The organism is Frankia sp. AvcI1 (genome assembly GCF_001420875.1).
GTDB classification, from domain to species: Bacteria; Actinomycetota; Actinomycetes; order Frankiales; family Frankiaceae; genus Frankia; species Frankia alni.
The window spans coordinates 271,226-287,414 of the sequence record NZ_LJFZ01000006.1; the positions used below are offsets into that span (position 1 = coordinate 271,226).

Sequence of the window (16,189 nt, forward strand, 5' to 3'; positions counted from 1 at the left end):
CACGATCGACCGGCGCAGCGGAAAGGTGACGTACAGCCCCGAGTACTACGCGCTCGGCCAACTCGCCAAGGTCACCGAGCCGGGTGCCGTCCGGGTGGACACGGCCTCGCCCGGACCCGGCGGGCTGCAGAACGTCGCCTTCGTGAACCCGGACGGATCGCGCGCGCTGGTCGCCTACAACCCGGGGACGGTGCCGGCGGCGGTCACCGTCGACGACGGCAGGGTGTCGTTCGCCGCNCGGGTCCCGCCCGGTGCCATGGCCTCGTTCTCCTGGCCGGGCCGCCGGCTCGCCGCCGCCTCCGCCGCCTCCGGCGTCCCCACCGCCCCGCGTCCCGTCCCCGGGCATCCCGGTCCCGGCGGTGCGCTCGCCGGGGCGCAGAACCGCGTCCGGGTGATGCCGCTGGGGGACTCGCTCGTCGACGGGTTCGTGACCAGCGGCGGCTGGCGCACCCAGCTGTGGCACCGGCTGGTGCAGAACGACGGTGAGCCGGTCGTGTTCGTGGGCTCCCAGCGCGGCGGCCCACCCGACCTGGGCGACCAGCGGGAGGAGGGCCATCCCGGCTGGCGACTGGACGCGCTGCAACGTCAGGCGGCTGCCTGGGTCGGCTCGGCGCGGCCCGACGTCGTCCTGCTCATGGCCGGCACGAACGACATCAACGAGGGAGCCAGCGCCCAGCAGGCCGCCGCCCGGCTCGACGCGCTGCTGGGCACGATCCTCGCCGCCCGCCCCGGCGTCGCCGTGCTGGTGTCCACCCTCGTCCCGATGCACAACGGCCACGACGCCACCTGGGCGGCCTTCAACGCGGCGATCCCCGGCGTCGTCGCCGCACGCCGGGCCGCCGGCGCGGACGTCTCGGTCGTGGACCTGTCCTCGATGGTCGGCCCCGAGCACTACGTCGACGGGCTGCACCCCGACCAGGCCGGCTACAACGCGCTCGGCGACGCCTGGTACGCCGCCGTCCGGCCGGTCGTGCACCGCCTGCGCGACGCCGCCGCCGCCGCGTCCGGACCGCGCATGTCGGCCTCGACGGTCGCGGTGAGCGCCTGCTGCACCGACACCGCGCCCGCCCTCGCCGCCGACGGCCTGCCCGGCACCCGCTGGACCAGCGGCTACCCTCAGGAACCGGGGATGTGGCTGCAGGCCGACCTGCGCGCCCCGACGCCGGTCAGCGGCGTCGACCTCGACGCCGGCCCCAGCGTCGGTNACCAACCGCGGGGGTACGTGGTGCGCGTCTCCGTCGACGGGACCACCTGGCGGACGGTCGCGACCCGCGGCGACGACGGTCCCCGGGCCGCCGTCTCCTTCCCGCCGGTCACCGCCCGCTACGTCCGGGTGCAGCTCACCGTCGCCGTGAGCGACCACTGGTGGTCGGTGGCCGATCTCACCGTCCACACCGCGCCCTGACCCCCGCGCACCCGCCCGGGGCTGGCGTGCCGGCGGGGATCCGCGGACGTGGGCCACGTCATCTGGCGATGTTCCAGCCGTGTCCTATGGTTCCGTGGTGATGCCGCCCTCAGATCCGGATCAGCCGGCCGCGCCCCCGCCCTCGCCGGAGGAGGATGCGACCGGCACCACACCGCGGACCGACGCCCCGCCCGCGGCCCCGCGGACCGACGCCCCGCCCGCGGGCCCGCGGGTCGGCGCCAGTCCGGCCGTCCCGTCGGGTCGGGAGCGCCGCTACCCGCCGCCGGAGCAGGTCCGCGGCGCGGTCGTCGCCCGCCGCGGGCAGATCGAGCGCTCCACCACCGACCAGCGGCTGCTCGACACCCGCAGCCCGTCGGGTTTCGTCCATGGCGACCCGTGGCGGGTGATGCGCATCCAGAGCGAGTTCGTCGAGGGCTTCGGGCTGCTCGCGGAACTGCCGCGGGCCGTGACGGTCTTCGGCTCGGCGCGCATCACCGCGGACGACCCGATCTACGCCCAGGGGCGCCGCCTCGGCGCCGCGCTTGCCGAGGCCGGCTTCGCCGTCATCACCGGCGGGGGGCCGGGGGCGATGGAGGCGGTCAACCGCGGCGCCCAGGAGGCGGGCGGGCTGTCGGTCGGCCTCGGCATCGAGCTGCCGTTCGAGCAGCGGCTCAACGACTGGGTCGACCTCGGGGTCAGCTTCCGGTACTTCTTCGTGCGCAAGACGATGTTCGTGAAGTACGCCGAGGCGTTCGTGATCCTGCCCGGCGGGGTCGGCACGCTCGACGAGCTGTTCGAGGCGCTCACCCTCGTCCAGACCGGCAAGGTCACCCGGTTCCCGGTGGTCCTCATCGGGTCGGAGTACTGGTCGGGCCTGGTGGGGTGGCTGCGTTCCACCGTCCTGCCGGCCGGCCTGATCAAGGAGTCGGACCTGCACATCCTGGCGATAACCGACGATGTCGACGAGGCGGTGCGCATCATCGTGCGGGGGACGGCCGGGCACGCCGAGCCGCCCCGCCCGGAGGTGCCCGAACCGTGAACATCTGCGTCTACTGCGCGTCCTCGTCCGCGATCGACGCCGCCCATGTGGAGCTGGCCGCCCGAACCGGGGCGGAGCTCGCCCGGCGCGGCCACACCCTGGTGTCCGGCGGTGGCTCGGTGTCGTGCATGGGGGCGGTGGCCCGGGCGGCGCGGGCCGGCGGCGCCCACACCATCGGGGTGATCCCGCGCGCGCTGCTGGCGCTGGAGGTCAGCGACACCGACGCGGACGAACTGATCGTCACGGACACGATGCGGGAGCGTAAGGCACTGATGGACGCCCGCGCCGACGGCTTCCTCGCCCTGCCCGGCGGGCTGGGCACGCTGGAGGAGCTGCTGGAGATCTGGGTGGCCCGGGTGCTGAGCCTGCACACGAAGCCCGTGGTCGTCCTCGACCCCGGCGGGGTCTTCGGCCACCTGCGGCTGCTCGTCGACGGGCTCGTCGAGAGCGGGTTCGTCCGGCCGGTCGCACGCGACACGCTGATCTGGGCCGACAGCGTGGACGAGGCCCTCGACCACCTGGAGGCCGCCGCCGCGCCGCCGAGCACCGTGCCCGCCGGTGCCGGTGCCGGTGCCGGTGCCGGTGCCGCTGCCGGCACCGCCCCGCCCCAGCCGACCGACCGAGAGATCATCGAGGGCGACTGACGGTCGCGGCGGCCGGCATCCTGCCCGGCCGGGCGGGGGCGCCGCGCCGCGCTCCCTGCTTGTCCGGAGGGTTCCGCGCCCGATTTATCCCTCTGGACAAGCAGTCGGGCGGTCGGGACGCGCCCACTGCGCCGGTCGGGTCGGCCGGCGGGCGGGGGCGGGTCAGACGACGCCGCGGCGGGCGACGGCAAGGTCGGCGTCGCCGCGGATCGCCGCGACCATCCGCAGCGTCCGCAGCGTCGCGGCCACCTGGTGGGCGCGGAAGACCCGGGCGCCGAGCCAGGCGCTGATCNCCGTCGCGGCGAGGGTTCCCTCCAGGCGTTCGTCGACCCCGGTGTCCAGCGTCTCCCCGACGAAGTCCTTGTTCGACATGGCGACGAGCACCGGCCACCCGGTGGCCGCCAGTTCCGGCAACCGCCGGGTGGCCTCCAGCGAGTGCCGGCTGTTCTTGCCGAAGTCGTGGCCCGGGTCGATGAGCACCGCGTCGGCGCGCACCCCCAGCGACGCGGCGCGCTCGGCGAGGCCGGTCGTCGTGGTGACGATGTCGGCGACGACGTCGTCGTAGGTCATCCGGTGNGGCCGGGTCCGGGGTGGCAGATGCCCGGCGTGGGTGCAGACCAGGCCCGTGCCGAACTCGGCGGCGACCTCGGCGAGCTGCGGGTCCACCCCGCCCCAGGCGTCGTTGAGCAGGTCGGCGCCCTCCCCGGCGACCACGCGGCCGACCGCCGCCCGCCAGGTGTCGACGCTGATCACCAGGTCGGGATGGCGTGCGCGGACCGCGGCGACGAAGCCGCCCACCCGGCGAAGCTCCTCGGCCGGGCTCACCTCGCCGCCGGGGGCCGCCTTGACCCCGCCGATGTCGATGATCTCCGCCCCGTCCTCGACGGCACGGTCGACGGCGTCGAGCGCCGCGGCCTCCCCGTACGTCGCGCCCCGGTCGAAGAACGAGTCCGGGGTGCGATTGACGATGGCCATGACCACCAGTTCCGACGGTCCGAACACCCGTCGCCCCAGCCGCAGCGGCCCCTGTCGCGGGGCGAGGGGCGGCAGGTCGGTCGGCGACGGGGCGGTCGGGGCGGTCGGGGTGCGGGGCGTCAGGGCGGTCGTCTCGGGAGGGTCGGCGTCCACCCGGTCAGCCTGCCAGATCGGGCGGGGTGACCAGGGTCCTCGAGGCATGGCACGATCGACCCGTGGTGCTCGTCGTCGAGATCGTGATCGTGGCCGCAGTCGTGTTCGCCGTGGCCGCGCTGGCCGTCGGCCGCTTCGACCGGCTTGCCCCCGCGCCGCCCGACGGCGCCTCCGTCGGCCTGCCCGCCGCCACGGTGACGGCCGGCGACATCTCCCGGCTGCGCTTCGCGATGGCGCCGCGCGGCTACCGCATGGCCGAGGTCGACGCCGTCCTGCTCCGCCTGGCCGAGGAGGTGGCCTGGCGCGACGAGGAGTTGGCCCGGCGCGACGACGAACTCGTCCGGCTGGCGACCTTCGCACGCATCGGCCCCGCGCCGTCGGTGCCGGAGCATCCCGTCGTGCCGCTGGACAAGCCGCAGGACTGACCGGCCCCGCGTCCCGCGGGTCTCGGCATCCCGTTGACGGACGGTCGATCTGGATCACGCGAGACCGACCGCGGGCGCGCCCGTCGACACCGGACGCCCACCGTCCGATGCCGTCGCCGCCGACCGTTGTGATGCCGCGGGGNGACGTGTTTCGGTTTGCGGTCCGGTCTACGGGATAATCGTCGCCAGACGCAGGTCCGACGGCAGGAAGAGGTGCACCGATGGCGGCCATGAAGCCGCGGACGGGTGACGGTCCGCTCGAGGTGACCAAGGAGGGGCGCGGCATCGTCATGCGTGTCCCGCTGGAGGGGGGCGGTCGGCTCGTTGTGGAACTCACCGCCGACGAGGCGAGTGCGCTGGGGGACGCCCTCAAGACCGCGGTCAGCTAGCTGTCGATGCGTACCGGCGCCGGCTGCCGACCCGTGACGGGTGGGGCCGGCCGGCCCGGCGGCCTGGGGCGGCGGCGATGAGGGAGGGTCAGATGACCATGGACGGAACCGCGTCGAGTCCGGTGCTCGATGCTCTCATCGGGTCGCCNCCGGAGATCACGCTCCGGTCCGGGAGCGCCACCGACGCGGCGGCCTCCGTCGTCGCCGTCGTGCTGGCGGCGGGGGAGGACGGGCCGGTCCTCGCGGCGGCCGCCCGGCGGGCCGGCGCCGATCTCGGGGTGGATCTCGACCGACTCGTCGAGACCGAGTCCCTGCGCGGTGACGCCGGTTCCGTGCTGGTCGTCCCGGTCACCGGCGCGCAACGCTCGATCACCCGGCTGCTCGTGGTGGGAGTCGGCGCCGGCCAGCCGGGGGACTGGCGGGCCGCCGGCGCCGCCGTGGCGCGCCGGGCCGGTGCGGCGGCGCGGGTCGCGGTGATCGCGCAGCCCGCGCCGGTCGGCCTGCGGGCGTTCGCCGAGGGGGCCGCCCTCGGTGCCTACCGCGTCTCCGGGCTGTTGGAGCGGGCCGGGCAGCCCGGCCGTCCCGCGGGCGACGGAGCGGACGCCCGGACCCGGCCCGTGGTCGCGCCCGGCGCCGCAGCCGAGGCGCCCGGTCGCGACGCGCTGAACGTCAACGAGATCACGGTGGACGATGCCGGCCTCGACGGCGTCGACGCCGCCGGCCCCGCCATCGACGCCGCCGGCCCGGCCGTGGACGCGGGCGGCGGGGCGTCGGCGTCCGTCGCCGAGGCCGTCGGCGGGCCGCTGCGCGAGGTGGTCGTCGTCGGCGACCTCGCGGCGGATCCCGCGGCGCTCGCGGCGCTGCGGGCGGCCCGCGCGGTGGCACTCGGGGTCTACATCGCCCGTGATCTGGTGAACACGCCGAGCCTGGTGAAGTCGCCGGAATGGCTCGCCGACCGGGCCGTGCGCATCGCGACCGAGGCCGGCCTCACCGCGACGGTGCTCGGTCCGCGGGAGCTGGCCGAGCAGGGCTTCGGCGGGCTGCGGGCCGTGGGCCAGGGTTCACCCCGCCCGCCGCGGCTGGTCCGGATCGAGTACGACGGTGCTGGTGCTGGTGCTGGTGCTGGTGCTGGTGCTGGTGCTGGGGCTGGGGCTGGTGGCGGTGGGGCCCGCCATCGGGTCCTCGTCGGCAAGGGCATCACGTTCGACTCGGGCGGCCTCTCGCTCAAGCCGGCCGTGTCGATGATCGGGATGAAGACCGACATGTCCGGCGCCGCGGCGGTGCTGGGCACGATGACCGCGCTGCCGGCGCTCGGCGTGCCCGGCCGGGTGACCGGCCTGCTCTGCCTCGCGGAGAACATGATCGGCGGCAGCGCCATGCGCCCCGGCGACGTCATCACCTGCTGGGGCGGCACGACCGTCGAAGTGCTCAACACCGACGCCGAGGGGCGCCTGGTCCTCGCCGACGGCCTCGCCTACGCGGCGGGCGAGCTTGGTGCCGACGTCGTCGTCGACCTGGCCACCCTCACCGGGGCGATCGCCGTCGCGCTCGGCCGGCGCACCGCGGGCCTGTTCAGCTCCGACGACGATCTCGCCGCGGAGCTGGCCACCGCGGCCGAGTCCGCCGGCGAGCGGGTGTGGCGCCTGCCGCTCACCGAGGACTACCGGCCGGCGATCGACTCGCCGGTAGCCGACCTGGCCAACATCGGCCGGGCGCTGGACGTCGGCGGCGGGTCCATCACCGCCGCGCTGTTCCTGCGCGAGTTCGCCGGGAAACTGCCATGGGCCCATCTCGACATCGCCGGCACGGCCCGGTCCGACTCCGACGACGGCGAGATCAGCCGCGGCGGCACGGGCTGGGGAGTCCGCACCCTGCTGCGCTGGCTGGCCGCGGACCCCGCCGCCGCTACCGCCGTGGCGGACGCGTCCGCTCGGGTCGGGTAGCGACCGGCGGCAGCACGGGGATCTCGTGGCGGCCGAAGCCACCGGGTTGCAGGGGGACGGTTCCCGCGGTGCCTTCCGGCCTGCCCTGGTCGCCAGCGCCGGTCAGGAGGCGGCCCCGGCCGCGCTGAGGCTGGTGAGCTGGCGGCGGGCCCAGCGCAGGCTGTCGTGCTCGTCCATCACCGCGGGCCAGCCCGCCAGCGCCGCCTCGACCGCCTCGCGGTCCGCCACCGCGAGGACCTCGACCCGTAGCTCGTCGATGTCCGCCTGGTCGACGCGGAGCTGGTCGAGGTAACGGGCGAGGATCCCGCCGGGGTGCGGCTCGCGGACGGAGTAGATCTCCCGGGTGTCCTCGACCCAGCTCAGCCGGTAGGTGCTGTGCATGTCATGGTGGTCGGTCCACCCGTCCCCGAAGGGGACCTCGGTGGAGGCCTGCCGCCGCGGCTGCTCGCCGTAGAACTCCCGGATGTTCATGGGGCATCCATCCCCGCGGGACGGACCCGCGTAAACGGCCGGACGCCGGTCGGTGGCCGCTCCCACGCCGCCCTGGNCGGCCCCGCCCCGTCAGCCCTGCCGACCCTGCGCGCAGTGGCCGGGCGCCCCACTGCTTTCGCGCGCTGTCGTTCCATGATCCGGCCGTCGAGGCGAGGGCATGATCGCATCCTAGGAGGCGAGTCGCTGGAGCGCCGCCTCGTAACCCTTGGCCTGCGCCTCGGTCAGCACCAGGGAGACGCGGAGAACCACGCCGCCCCGCACGAAGACGTACTCGGTGACCAGAGGATTGTCCTCGGTGACGGTGAGGAGCCGGGCGGCCCGCCGGGCAGCGGCCGCCGCATCGTGGAACGACTCGACGGCGCCGCCGCGCTCGATCGCCCCCCGGGGCGCCCCCGCCACCTCGTTCGAGCCCACCCGGGAGTCGCTGAACGCGATCCGGCTGGAGTAGCCGCCCGCCGTGCCCAGGAGCCGGTCGGGGTCGGTGGCGGCGGTGTAGACGACGGTCGTGTGCAACGGCAGGCCGGCCTCGGCCAGCCTGATCGCGACCTGCTCGGCGGTGAGGTTCGTCGGCAGACCGCCGGCACCGCCCTGGACTGGGCCGGTCGCGCCGGTCGTGCCCGTGGGCAGTCCGGGAGCACCGGCCGCCCCCGGGCTCGCCGCGGGTGGGCTCGCCGGGCCCGGACTCGCGATCGGCGCGCTGCGGGCCCGGTGCGCCGGGCCCACCATCCGGTTCAGCGCGTAGCCGCCGGCGCCGGCCAGGACGGCCACCAGCAACACGAACGCGACGTAGGGCAGCAGACCCTCCCGCGCGGGGGCGCCAGGCGGCCCGGCGTCCCGCTCGTCGGCCCCGCCGCGAGGACCGGCCCCTGCCCGCGTGCGGTAGTCCGGGCCGCCGCCGAGATCCGCGCCGCCGCCATAACTCCCGCCGCCGAGACCCGCCCCGCCGCGGTAGCTCCCGTCGCCGCCGGAGCGGCCGCCGCCGTAGCTCCCGCGGCCGATGGTGCCCTCGCGGCCAGCACCGCCCTGGCCGACAGGGGCCCCGCGGTCGACGATCTCACGGCGGTTCGCCTGGAGACCGGGGGCGGTGTGGTCATCGTGGACAGGGCGGCCACCGCGACCACCGTGGGTGCCGAGATCGCCCCGGGTGCCGAGATCGCCCCGGGTGCCGAGATCGCCCCGGGCGCCAAAATCGTCCTGGGCGGCGCGACCGTTCTGGGTGCCCCGACCGAACTGGGTGTCTCGACCGTTCTGGGTGCCGCGATCGCCGTAGCCCCCGCGGCCGACGTCTTCATCGGGACGGTCGTACCGACCGGGGCCATCCTGGCCGTCGCGGCCGGCCTGGTCTCCGCGGCCGTGGCGGCCGTCGGGGCGACCGCGGCTGCCATAGGCGTCACGCCCGTCGTAGGGGTCGCGCGGGTAGGGGGCGTGACCGGCGCGGTTGCCGTGGTCCCCGCTGTCGTCGTAGCGGCGGTCGGCGAAGGAGGCCGGGGGATCGGCGTACCCCCCGCCGCGGTCGTAGCCGTCGTCGTCGTGGGTGCCGTGGTTCTGGTATCCGCCGTGATTCTGGTGCCCGCCGCGGCCGCCGTAGTCCCGGCGATCTCCGGGAGCATGGTCGGGATGGGCGGCCGGACGGGCCCGGTCGGCGCGGGTGGCGTGAGCATCGCGATCGGCGTGGCGACCGCGACCGTCGCCCTCGTACCCGCCGAAATCGTCGTAGCGCCGGTAGTCCCGGGCCGCCGGTGCCATCCACTCCCCAAGGCGTCGAAATGTCACGCTTGAGGGCACCTTACGCGCCGCGCGGGTCGGACCCTCGACGTGCCGGGGCGGCGGGCGGGTCCGGTCGAGTCCGCCACCGGGCCTGGGTGGCGCGTCCGGGCGAGCGGCTGCCGGGCGGCCGATCGGCCGGACGATGACCCGTACGGGCTACCCCGACTGCCCTAACCGACCGGCGAGGACTTGGCGACCACGGCAACCAGTAGACCGCCGCCGGTGGTGAGGAGCATCTGGGTGAGCCGCACATCGTCACGTACGGCCGTCGCGAGCTCGCGGACGGCGACCGCATCCGGGCCGCGGGCGCCCGGGTCGGCCGCCTGGCCCTCGGCCAGCANGNCCGCGAACACGACCACGCCGCCCGGGCGGAGCAGCCGCAGCGCCTGCGTGAGGTACTCGGTGCCCTCTCGGCGGTCGGCGTCGCAGAACACCAGGTCGTAGGCGCCGTCGGTGAGGCGGGGGAGGACGTCGAGGGCGCGGCCCGTGATGAGCCGGCTGCGACCCGGCGCCATTCCTGCGTCGGCGTAGGTGCGGCGCGCCAGCCGGAGGTGCTCGGCTTCGACGTCGATGGTGGTTAGGGTTCCGTCGGGCCGCATCCCGCGCAGCAGCCAGGTACCGGAGACCCCGGTCCCGGTGCCGATCTCGACGACCGCGCGGGCGCTCACGGCAGCGGCGAGGAAACGCAGGACCGCACCGGCGCCCGGGCTGACCGGGACGATCCCGACCTCCTCGGCGCGGGCGCGGGCAGCACGAAGAATCGGGTCTTCCAGGAGGAAGCCCTCGGCGTAGGCGGCGGCGGAGTCAAGCTCGCCGATGTCGGTGTCCGGCATGACACCCGCAGCCTACGGGAACGGGAGAGCACAGAGGCGCGTTCATCTGGTCAACGCGCATCGTGTCGAGGTTCGAGGGGAGAAACATCGGTGTCCGCAGCGGGATTCGCCGCTCCCTGGCCGGCTCGTCGGGTACGTTCGACGCGAACCGACCGAGAGGCGGCCGTGGCTGCACAGGACTCCGGGGCGGGTTCCGACGCCGCCGGCGCCGCCGCCACTTCAGATGCTTCCGGTTGGGTGCCCCCGTCCTGGGAGGACGTGGTCCGCGAGCACGGCAACCGGGTCTATCGGCTCGCCTACCGTCTCACCGGCAACGCCCACGACGCCGAGGACCTCACGCAGGACGTCTTCGTGCGCGTGTTCCGGTCCCTGGCGGACTACACACCCGGCACCTTCGAGGGCTGGCTCCACCGGATCACGACCAATCTTTTCCTCGACCGCATGCGCCGGCAACAGAAGATCCGGTTCGATGCGCTGCCCGAGGACACCGAGCGGCTGGCCGGGCGCGAGGCGAGTCCCGAGGCGGTCTACGCCGAGGCCCATCTCGACGCCGACGTCGAGGCGGCGCTCGCGGCTCTGCCACCCGACTTTCGGGCCGCCGTGGTGCTGTGCGATATCGAACAGCTCTCCTACGAGGAGATCGCCCAGACGCTCGGCGTGAAGCTCGGCACGGTCCGCAGCCGGATCTCGCGCGGGCGGGCGATGCTGCGGGCGGCGCTGGCGGACCGGGCGCCCCGCACGGCTGATGGCGCCGTGCTGGCCGCCGCCGAGGACGCGGAGGATCTCTACGCCGGTCCCGCGGTTTCCGCCGGCCGAGCCGATGCGCCCGGCATCGCCGGTGTCGAGCATGATCAGACGAACGCGTCGCCCGGGTCGCGCCGCAACCGCGACGACGGGCGTGGCAGGGGCGGGCGGCGGCGTGGAGCCGTCCCCGCCGGAGGCAAGGGTGGTGCTCCCGCGGAGCGGCCCGCGTGACCGAGCACCTCGGCGACCGGGTCTCGCCCCTCATCGATCACCAGCTTGATCACGATGCGCGGGACCGTGCCCTCGCGCATCTCGCCGTCTGTGTGGACTGCCAGCGTGAGGTGGTGGCGCTCCGCCAGGTGAAGGCCCGGTTGGTCGCACTCGACGATCCCGCGCTGCCGGACGACGTCGCCGCGCGGCTGCTGCGTATCGGCGCCGGGATGCCCGGCCCGGCCCGCCCCGATCCTGGCGTACCCGGCGTGGGGGAGCCGTGGCCGAGCCGCAGCACGGTGGGCGATCCCCGCCTCTCGCCCTCGCCGCCGCCCAGCCGGCCCGATGCCACCGGCCACGGCCGGCCCGCGGCGCAGCCGATCGATCGGGTGGCGTCCCGGCGCAGATCGCGCCGCGGATCCGCCGAGGCGTCCGGCCGGACGAGGCACGGGTCCCGGACCGCACCGCGGGGCGCCGGGCGCCGGCAGGGCGCTCGACCGGGTGGGTCGCATGATCGGCTTCGTCGGCCGTCGTCACCCCCGCGGCCCGGCCAGGGCCGCTCGAGCATGCGTCGGACCCTGCTCGGTTCCGCCGCTCTACTGATGATCGCCGTCACCGGCGCCGCCATCTCGGACGGTCGGGGCAACGCCCGGCCGGNCGGTCCCATCGCCGTACCGACCGTTTCCTCGGTGGTCGCTCCAGGCTCCCCGGCCGGTGGCTCACTGCGCCTGATCCCCATGTTCGCGCCGATGAAGGTTTCGTTGCGCCGTTGACGCGGTGTTCCCGGACGTCCGCCGTTGACGAGTACTGAACGTCGCGGAAACATTTGCTCACCCGCCGGGCCTGCGCCGGTCGCATCCGTGCTGCCCCCGTGTTCCCTTCCGGGGGTGCCCGCACGTGGCGGTCATCCCGCCCAGCAGCGGCGACCGCCGGCGCTTTCACCCCCGTCAGGGTGGCGGGCGGATGCTCCCGCGCGATACCTGAAAAGTCTTTTTTCGACTGTTCAGCGGGAGAGGTCTCCTCTGCTCTGATGTGAGGCTTTACCGTGTTACCCGCTCGGAGTCGTTGCGCGGGGCCTCCCAGGACGGAACCGGTTGCCGGTGTTCCGCCGTGTCGCGCGACGAGCGAGTCGGGAGGTCGTGGTGGACGGCAACGACGACAAGGCGGCGATCGCCAGCATGGAACCGGTCGACACGCCGGTCAGGCCGCGGCGCCTCGAACGGTCGTCCGTGGTCATCGACCCGTCCGCCATGCCCGGGTGCGGCGGGACCGAACCGGCCGGGGGACCTCAGCCCGCCGGGCGGTACACCGACGCCGGCGAGCCGTCCGGCCGTTCGGCCCGTACCGATCCCGCGCCCGCCGGCCCCGCGCCCGCCGGCCCCGCGCCCGACCGTGCGACCACCGCACCGTCGGGACTGGCCGGTCGGGCCGCCGGCCTGCCTGTCGCCGGTGATACCGATGCCCCCGTCCCCGCCGGCCCGGCAGCTTCTGCCACTCCGACCGGCCCCGCCGCTCCAGCCGCCCTCGGAGATCCAGCCACCTCGGGGGGTCCTGCCACGTCCGGCGGTCCTGCCACCTCGGGGGGTCCTGCCACCTCGGGCGGTCCCCGCGCCTCCGGCGATCCCCGCGCCTCCGGCGGTCCTGCCGGTCCTGCCGGTCCTGCCGGTCCTGCCGGTGCTGCTGGTGCTGCTGGGCCTGCCTTCCGGGCCGGTGGTTCGGCTCCGGCCGAGCGGGACACCGACCGGCGGTCGGCCGGCCCCGGCGTCCGTGACGAGACGACCATCCCGTCGACGTCGGCGGGGATGCCCGCGAGCCCGCCGCCCCGAAGCCTCAACGGAGCGGCTCCAGCCGCCCGGCCCGCCCCTCGGCCCAGTGCCTTCTCGGCCGAGGAAGCCCCGACCGTCCGGCCCTGCGCGCCTCCGTCCTCGGTACCTCCGCCGGCGGTGTCTCCGCCGATCTCGGGAGCCCGGAGGTCCGCACCGCCGGCGGCGGCCGGCCCGGCCCGGGGCACCCTTCCGGCCCAGGACAGGACGCCGACTCAGGACGCGCTTGCGGCCCAGGGCCCCACGCCCCAGGGCCCCACCCCGCCCCACGGCCCCACGCCGACCTCGAGCGTCCTGCCGACGCAGGGCTCCACGCCGACGTCGGGGGCCGCACGGGCGCACGGGACCGCACCGACGCCGGGGACCGCACCGGCGTCAGGAGCTGCGCCGACGCGTCGAGCGGGGCCGGCGGGAGATCGTGAGCCGGCACCACGAGCCGAGCGCGCACGTGCGGCCGGTACCTTCACCGGCGCTGCGTCGACCGAGGGCCCCGCGCTGCCGCCGGCCGACGGCGCGCTGCCCACCCGGGACGACGCCGGATCGAGGGCGAGCGCCGCCGGCGCGCCGGACGGGCTGGAGGTGCTCGACGGCGTGCACACCAGCGGCGCAGTGGGCTCTCGTGCGGAGCCGGCAGGGTCGGAAACGGCCCGCCAGGATCGGTCGGCTCCGGCTCCGGTAGCGCGTCCCGCGGCCCGCCGGCCTCCGGTGCCGCCGCCCGGCGAGGGCGGGCAGCGCCCGTCTACCGGAGCCCGGCACGGGCGGCACTCCGGCCGCGGTACCGGCGGCCCTGGTGCCACGGCGGCCACCCCGGACGGTGCGGACCGCGCCACCCGGGCCGGCGGCCGGACCTGGAGCCTGCGCACCGGAGCCGAACGGGCCGGAGTCGAACGGGCCGGTGCGGAACGCGGTGGAGCCGCCCGCGACGNGGCCGCCGACCTTCGCGGTGAGTCCGTCGGTGCCCCGACGGCCGCGAGCAGGGTGGAGCGGCCGGCGGTGGCGACGTCGGCGACGGCGGGTGGCCGACAGCCCACGGCTCAGGCCGCGGGGATCTTCACTGGGGTTGCCGGGTCGCGGCCGGTAGCGGGTGACCGCGGCGGGTCGGCGGTGACCGGCGCCCGCGGGCAGGGTGCTGGCCGGGTCACGGAATCCAGGCCGGCTTCGAACGGAGGCACCGGGGCGGGGGTGGGCGTCGCGCCGGCGCGGGAGTCCCGTGGGGGAACCGGATCGGTGACGGCACTGCGTGCCGCGCGGCCCGCGCGGCGCGTCGGGGTCGCCGGCCCCGGTGGGGAGGCGAAGCCGGATCCGCGAGCCGGTGGAGCTGGTGGGGCCGATGGAGCCCGTGATGACGATCGTGACGCCGGCGCCGCGCATCCCGCGTTCCCGGCGCGACGGTCGGCGCCGGGCGGCGGCGCGGGGCCGGGGAGTGCCCCGGTCGTCCTCAGCCGGCGGGTGCTGTTGGCGTGTGTGCTGGTCGCGGGGCTGGTGGGCGGTGCGATCAGCGGCCTTGCCGTCGCCATCACCACGGGCGACACCACCGTCCAGCCGGTGAAGACGCTTGCTGTCGGCAGCCCGGCTCCCGTCACCGACCGCCGCACGGTCGCCGCGATCGCCGCGGCCGCGCTGCCCACGGTGGTGACGGTCGACGTCGGCGGGGTGGGCGACGACGGCAGCGGTGGCACCGGCTCCGGAGTGATCATCAGTTCGGACGGTTTCATCCTCACGAACAACCACGTCATCGCGTCCGCGGTCGCCAGCGGCAGCCCGATCTCGGTGCGCCGCTACCAGGAGTTCGGCCAGATCCAGGCCCAGCTCGTCGGGCGTGACCCGCAGACCGACCTCGCCGTGCTGCGCATTCCCGCCCCGACGCCGTTGCCCGCCGCCACGCTGGGCCAGTCCGGTTCCCTCGTGGTCGGGGCGCCGGTCGTCGCCATCGGGGCGCCGCTGGGTCTGTCCGGGACGGTGACGACCGGCGTCGTCAGCGCCCTGGACCGTAATCCGACCGTGCCGGCCGAGAACGGCAGCGCTCCCACGGTCCTCATCGGCGCGATCCAGATCGACGCGGCGATCAACCCCGGGAACTCCGGTGGCCCCCTGCTCGACGCGCTCGGACAGGTCGTCGGGATCAACGCGGCGATCGCGGCGGTCCCCGGCCACGAGGAGCAGACCCAGAGCGGCAGCATCGGCGTGGGCTTCGCCATTCCGGTGGACTTCGCGCGTTCCGTCGCGCAGGAGCTCATCGCAACCGGTCGGGCCACCCATCCCTACGTCGGCGCCTCGGCCGCCACCGTCACCGCGGGGGAGGCGACGGCGACCGGCGGGGTGCCCGGTGCCCGGCTGGTGAGCCTCGTTCCCGACGGCCCGGTGGCCCGGGCGGGCCTGCGGGTCGGCGACGTCATCACCCGGATCGACACGAATACGATTCGNGGGACGAACGATCTGCTTGTGGCGGCCCGACTGCACCGGGTGGGCGACAAGGTCAGGGTCACCTACGTGCGCGGCGGTGCCACCGCAACCACCCAAATGACACTCCAGGAACAACAGAACTGAGCATTGGACATCTTTTCGTTGCCCAGGAGTTCCGCGCGNCAACATGGGGAGAGGTACGCTCAGCCGGTGTTCAACGGTGTCGGGTGGGGTGAAGTCGTCGTCCTGCTGCTGATCGGCCTGTTCGTCTTCGGCCCGGACAGGCTGCCCAAGGCGGCCCGGGATGCGGGGCGCATGCTCCNCCAGCTCCGGCAGATGGCCAACGGCATGCGCAACGATCTCCGGTCCGAGCTTGGCCCGGAATTCGCCGATCTCGACATCCGGGATCTGCATCCGAAGACCTTCGTCCGCAAGCACCTGTTCGAGGACGAGCCCCCGCTCCCGCCGTACCTGACGAAGCGGACCGCGCTGGACGCGCTGCTCCTTGGCGACGACACGCCCGCGACCCCGTCGCTGACGAAGTCTGCCCTGCCGAAGGACGTCTCCCGCGAGCCCGGCCGCCCCGTCGACCCCCCCGCGCCGTCGGCCCCGGCAACGCCCGCGCTGCTGTCGAAGTCGTCGCCCTCCAAGGCGACTGCCTCCCGCGCCGTCCCGCCCCAGCCCACCGTCCAGCCGGACGCCGCCCCCTTCGATCCCGACGCCACCTGAGCCCTCTCTCCCCGCGGCCGACCAGGCCCCTGGGCGTTGCCCCGGGCTGGCGGTCACCGCAGCCGGACGCGTGGTGCAAGAGACAGCTTCTGCCCTGTCGTCGGCGCGGCCGGCGAAACCTGCTGCGCCACGCGCCCTCCGATGGCGGGCGTCAGCCCATCGCCGCCCCGGATGGATCAAAGCCCTGACCTGCGAAGTTGCACCACCGCCGAACC

The 16,189-nt window shown here is 75.4% G+C and carries 10 protein-coding genes and 7 pseudogenes; 10 read left to right on the top strand and 7 right to left on the bottom strand.

Features of this window, described 5'->3' with window-relative positions; genetic code table 11:
• Positions 1 to 1,484 precede the first annotated feature (1,484 nt).
• Together UK94_RS09125 and UK94_RS09130 are read left to right on the top strand one after the other, a co-directional pair.
• Complete coding sequence (locus tag UK94_RS09125) at positions 1,485 to 2,444, top strand: TIGR00730 family Rossman fold protein (RefSeq protein ID WP_011607151.1); 960 nt, start codon at positions 1,485 to 1,487, stop codon at positions 2,442 to 2,444.
• On the top strand, positions 2,441 to 3,088 hold the full coding sequence (locus tag UK94_RS09130) for a TIGR00730 family Rossman fold protein (RefSeq protein WP_055749448.1): 648 nt from the start codon (positions 2,441 to 2,443) through the stop codon (positions 3,086 to 3,088). The genes UK94_RS09125 and UK94_RS09130 overlap by 4 nt, the downstream gene beginning before the upstream one ends.
• 162 nt (positions 3,089 to 3,250) lie before the next feature.
• On the opposite strand, the pseudogene UK94_RS45295 reads toward UK94_RS09130, so the two are convergent.
• The 3 pseudogenes from UK94_RS45295 to UK94_RS45305 all read right to left on the bottom strand — a co-directional run.
• Positions 3,251 to 3,380: pseudogene (locus UK94_RS45295) on the bottom strand (dihydropteroate synthase); the annotation flags it as partial.
• 1 nt (position 3,381) lies between these two features.
• Positions 3,382 to 3,664, bottom strand: a pseudogene (locus UK94_RS45300) (dihydropteroate synthase); the annotation flags it as partial.
• A 1-nt stretch (position 3,665) separates the two neighbouring features.
• A pseudogene (locus UK94_RS45305) lies at positions 3,666 to 4,216 on the bottom strand (dihydropteroate synthase); the annotation flags it as partial.
• Between the two features lie 26 nt (positions 4,217 to 4,242).
• On the opposite strand from UK94_RS45305, the gene UK94_RS09140 reads away from it, so the two are divergent.
• The 3 genes from UK94_RS09140 (at position 4,243) to UK94_RS09145 (ending at position 6,973) form a co-directional block, all read left to right on the top strand.
• A complete protein-coding gene (locus tag UK94_RS09140; RefSeq protein WP_235487126.1) occupies positions 4,243 to 4,641 on the top strand; it encodes a DivIVA domain-containing protein in 399 nt (132 codons plus the stop codon).
• Between the two features lie 221 nt (positions 4,642 to 4,862).
• The gene (locus UK94_RS32310; protein WP_011438211.1) at positions 4,863 to 5,030 is read left to right on the top strand and encodes a DUF3117 domain-containing protein; all 168 of its coding nucleotides are present in this window, start codon (positions 4,863 to 4,865) and stop codon (positions 5,028 to 5,030) included.
• A 155-nt stretch (positions 5,031 to 5,185) separates the two neighbouring features.
• The gene (locus UK94_RS09145) at positions 5,186 to 6,973 is read left to right on the top strand and encodes a M17 family metallopeptidase (RefSeq protein ID WP_235487163.1); all 1,788 of its coding nucleotides are present in this window, start codon (positions 5,186 to 5,188) and stop codon (positions 6,971 to 6,973) included.
• 102 nt (positions 6,974 to 7,075) lie between these two features.
• Here the strand turns inward: UK94_RS09145 and UK94_RS09150 are convergent, their stop codons facing one another.
• The 4 genes and pseudogenes from UK94_RS09150 to UK94_RS09160 form a co-directional block, all read right to left on the bottom strand.
• Positions 7,076 to 7,444, bottom strand: a complete 369-nt coding sequence (locus UK94_RS09150) for a hypothetical protein (RefSeq protein WP_055749450.1) — start codon at positions 7,442 to 7,444, stop codon at positions 7,076 to 7,078.
• 189 nt (positions 7,445 to 7,633) lie between these two features.
• Entirely contained in the window at positions 7,634 to 9,238 is a 1,605-nt protein-coding gene (locus UK94_RS45310) for a hypothetical protein (protein ID WP_235487128.1), read from the bottom strand.
• A 164-nt stretch (positions 9,239 to 9,402) separates the two neighbouring features.
• Positions 9,403 to 9,572, bottom strand: a pseudogene (locus UK94_RS45315) (methyltransferase); the annotation flags it as partial.
• 3 nt (positions 9,573 to 9,575) lie between these two features.
• Positions 9,576 to 10,065, bottom strand: a pseudogene (locus UK94_RS09160) (class I SAM-dependent methyltransferase); the annotation flags it as partial.
• Between the two features lie 90 nt (positions 10,066 to 10,155).
• Here UK94_RS09160 and sigE point away from each other — a divergent pair.
• The 5 genes and pseudogenes from sigE to tatB all read left to right on the top strand — a co-directional run.
• The gene (gene sigE, locus UK94_RS09165) at positions 10,156 to 11,040 is read left to right on the top strand and encodes an RNA polymerase sigma factor SigE (RefSeq protein WP_083866933.1); all 885 of its coding nucleotides are present in this window, start codon (positions 10,156 to 10,158) and stop codon (positions 11,038 to 11,040) included.
• A gap of 3,491 nt (positions 11,041 to 14,531) precedes the next feature.
• Positions 14,532 to 15,265: trypsin-like peptidase domain-containing protein (locus UK94_RS45320; protein WP_235487165.1), on the top strand; the 734-nt coding region annotated here is incomplete at its 3' end.
• 1 nt (position 15,266) lies between these two features.
• A pseudogene (locus UK94_RS45325) lies at positions 15,267 to 15,389 on the top strand (hypothetical protein); the annotation flags it as partial.
• Between the two features lie 66 nt (positions 15,390 to 15,455).
• The coding region (locus UK94_RS45330) for a twin-arginine translocase TatA/TatE family subunit (RefSeq protein ID WP_235487167.1) at positions 15,456 to 15,567 on the top strand (112 nt) is incomplete at its 3' end.
• Between the two features lies 1 nt (position 15,568).
• Positions 15,569 to 15,974 (top strand): annotated as a pseudogene (tatB, locus tag UK94_RS09185) (Sec-independent protein translocase protein TatB); the annotation flags it as partial.
• Positions 15,975 to 16,189: the final 215 nt, after the last annotated feature.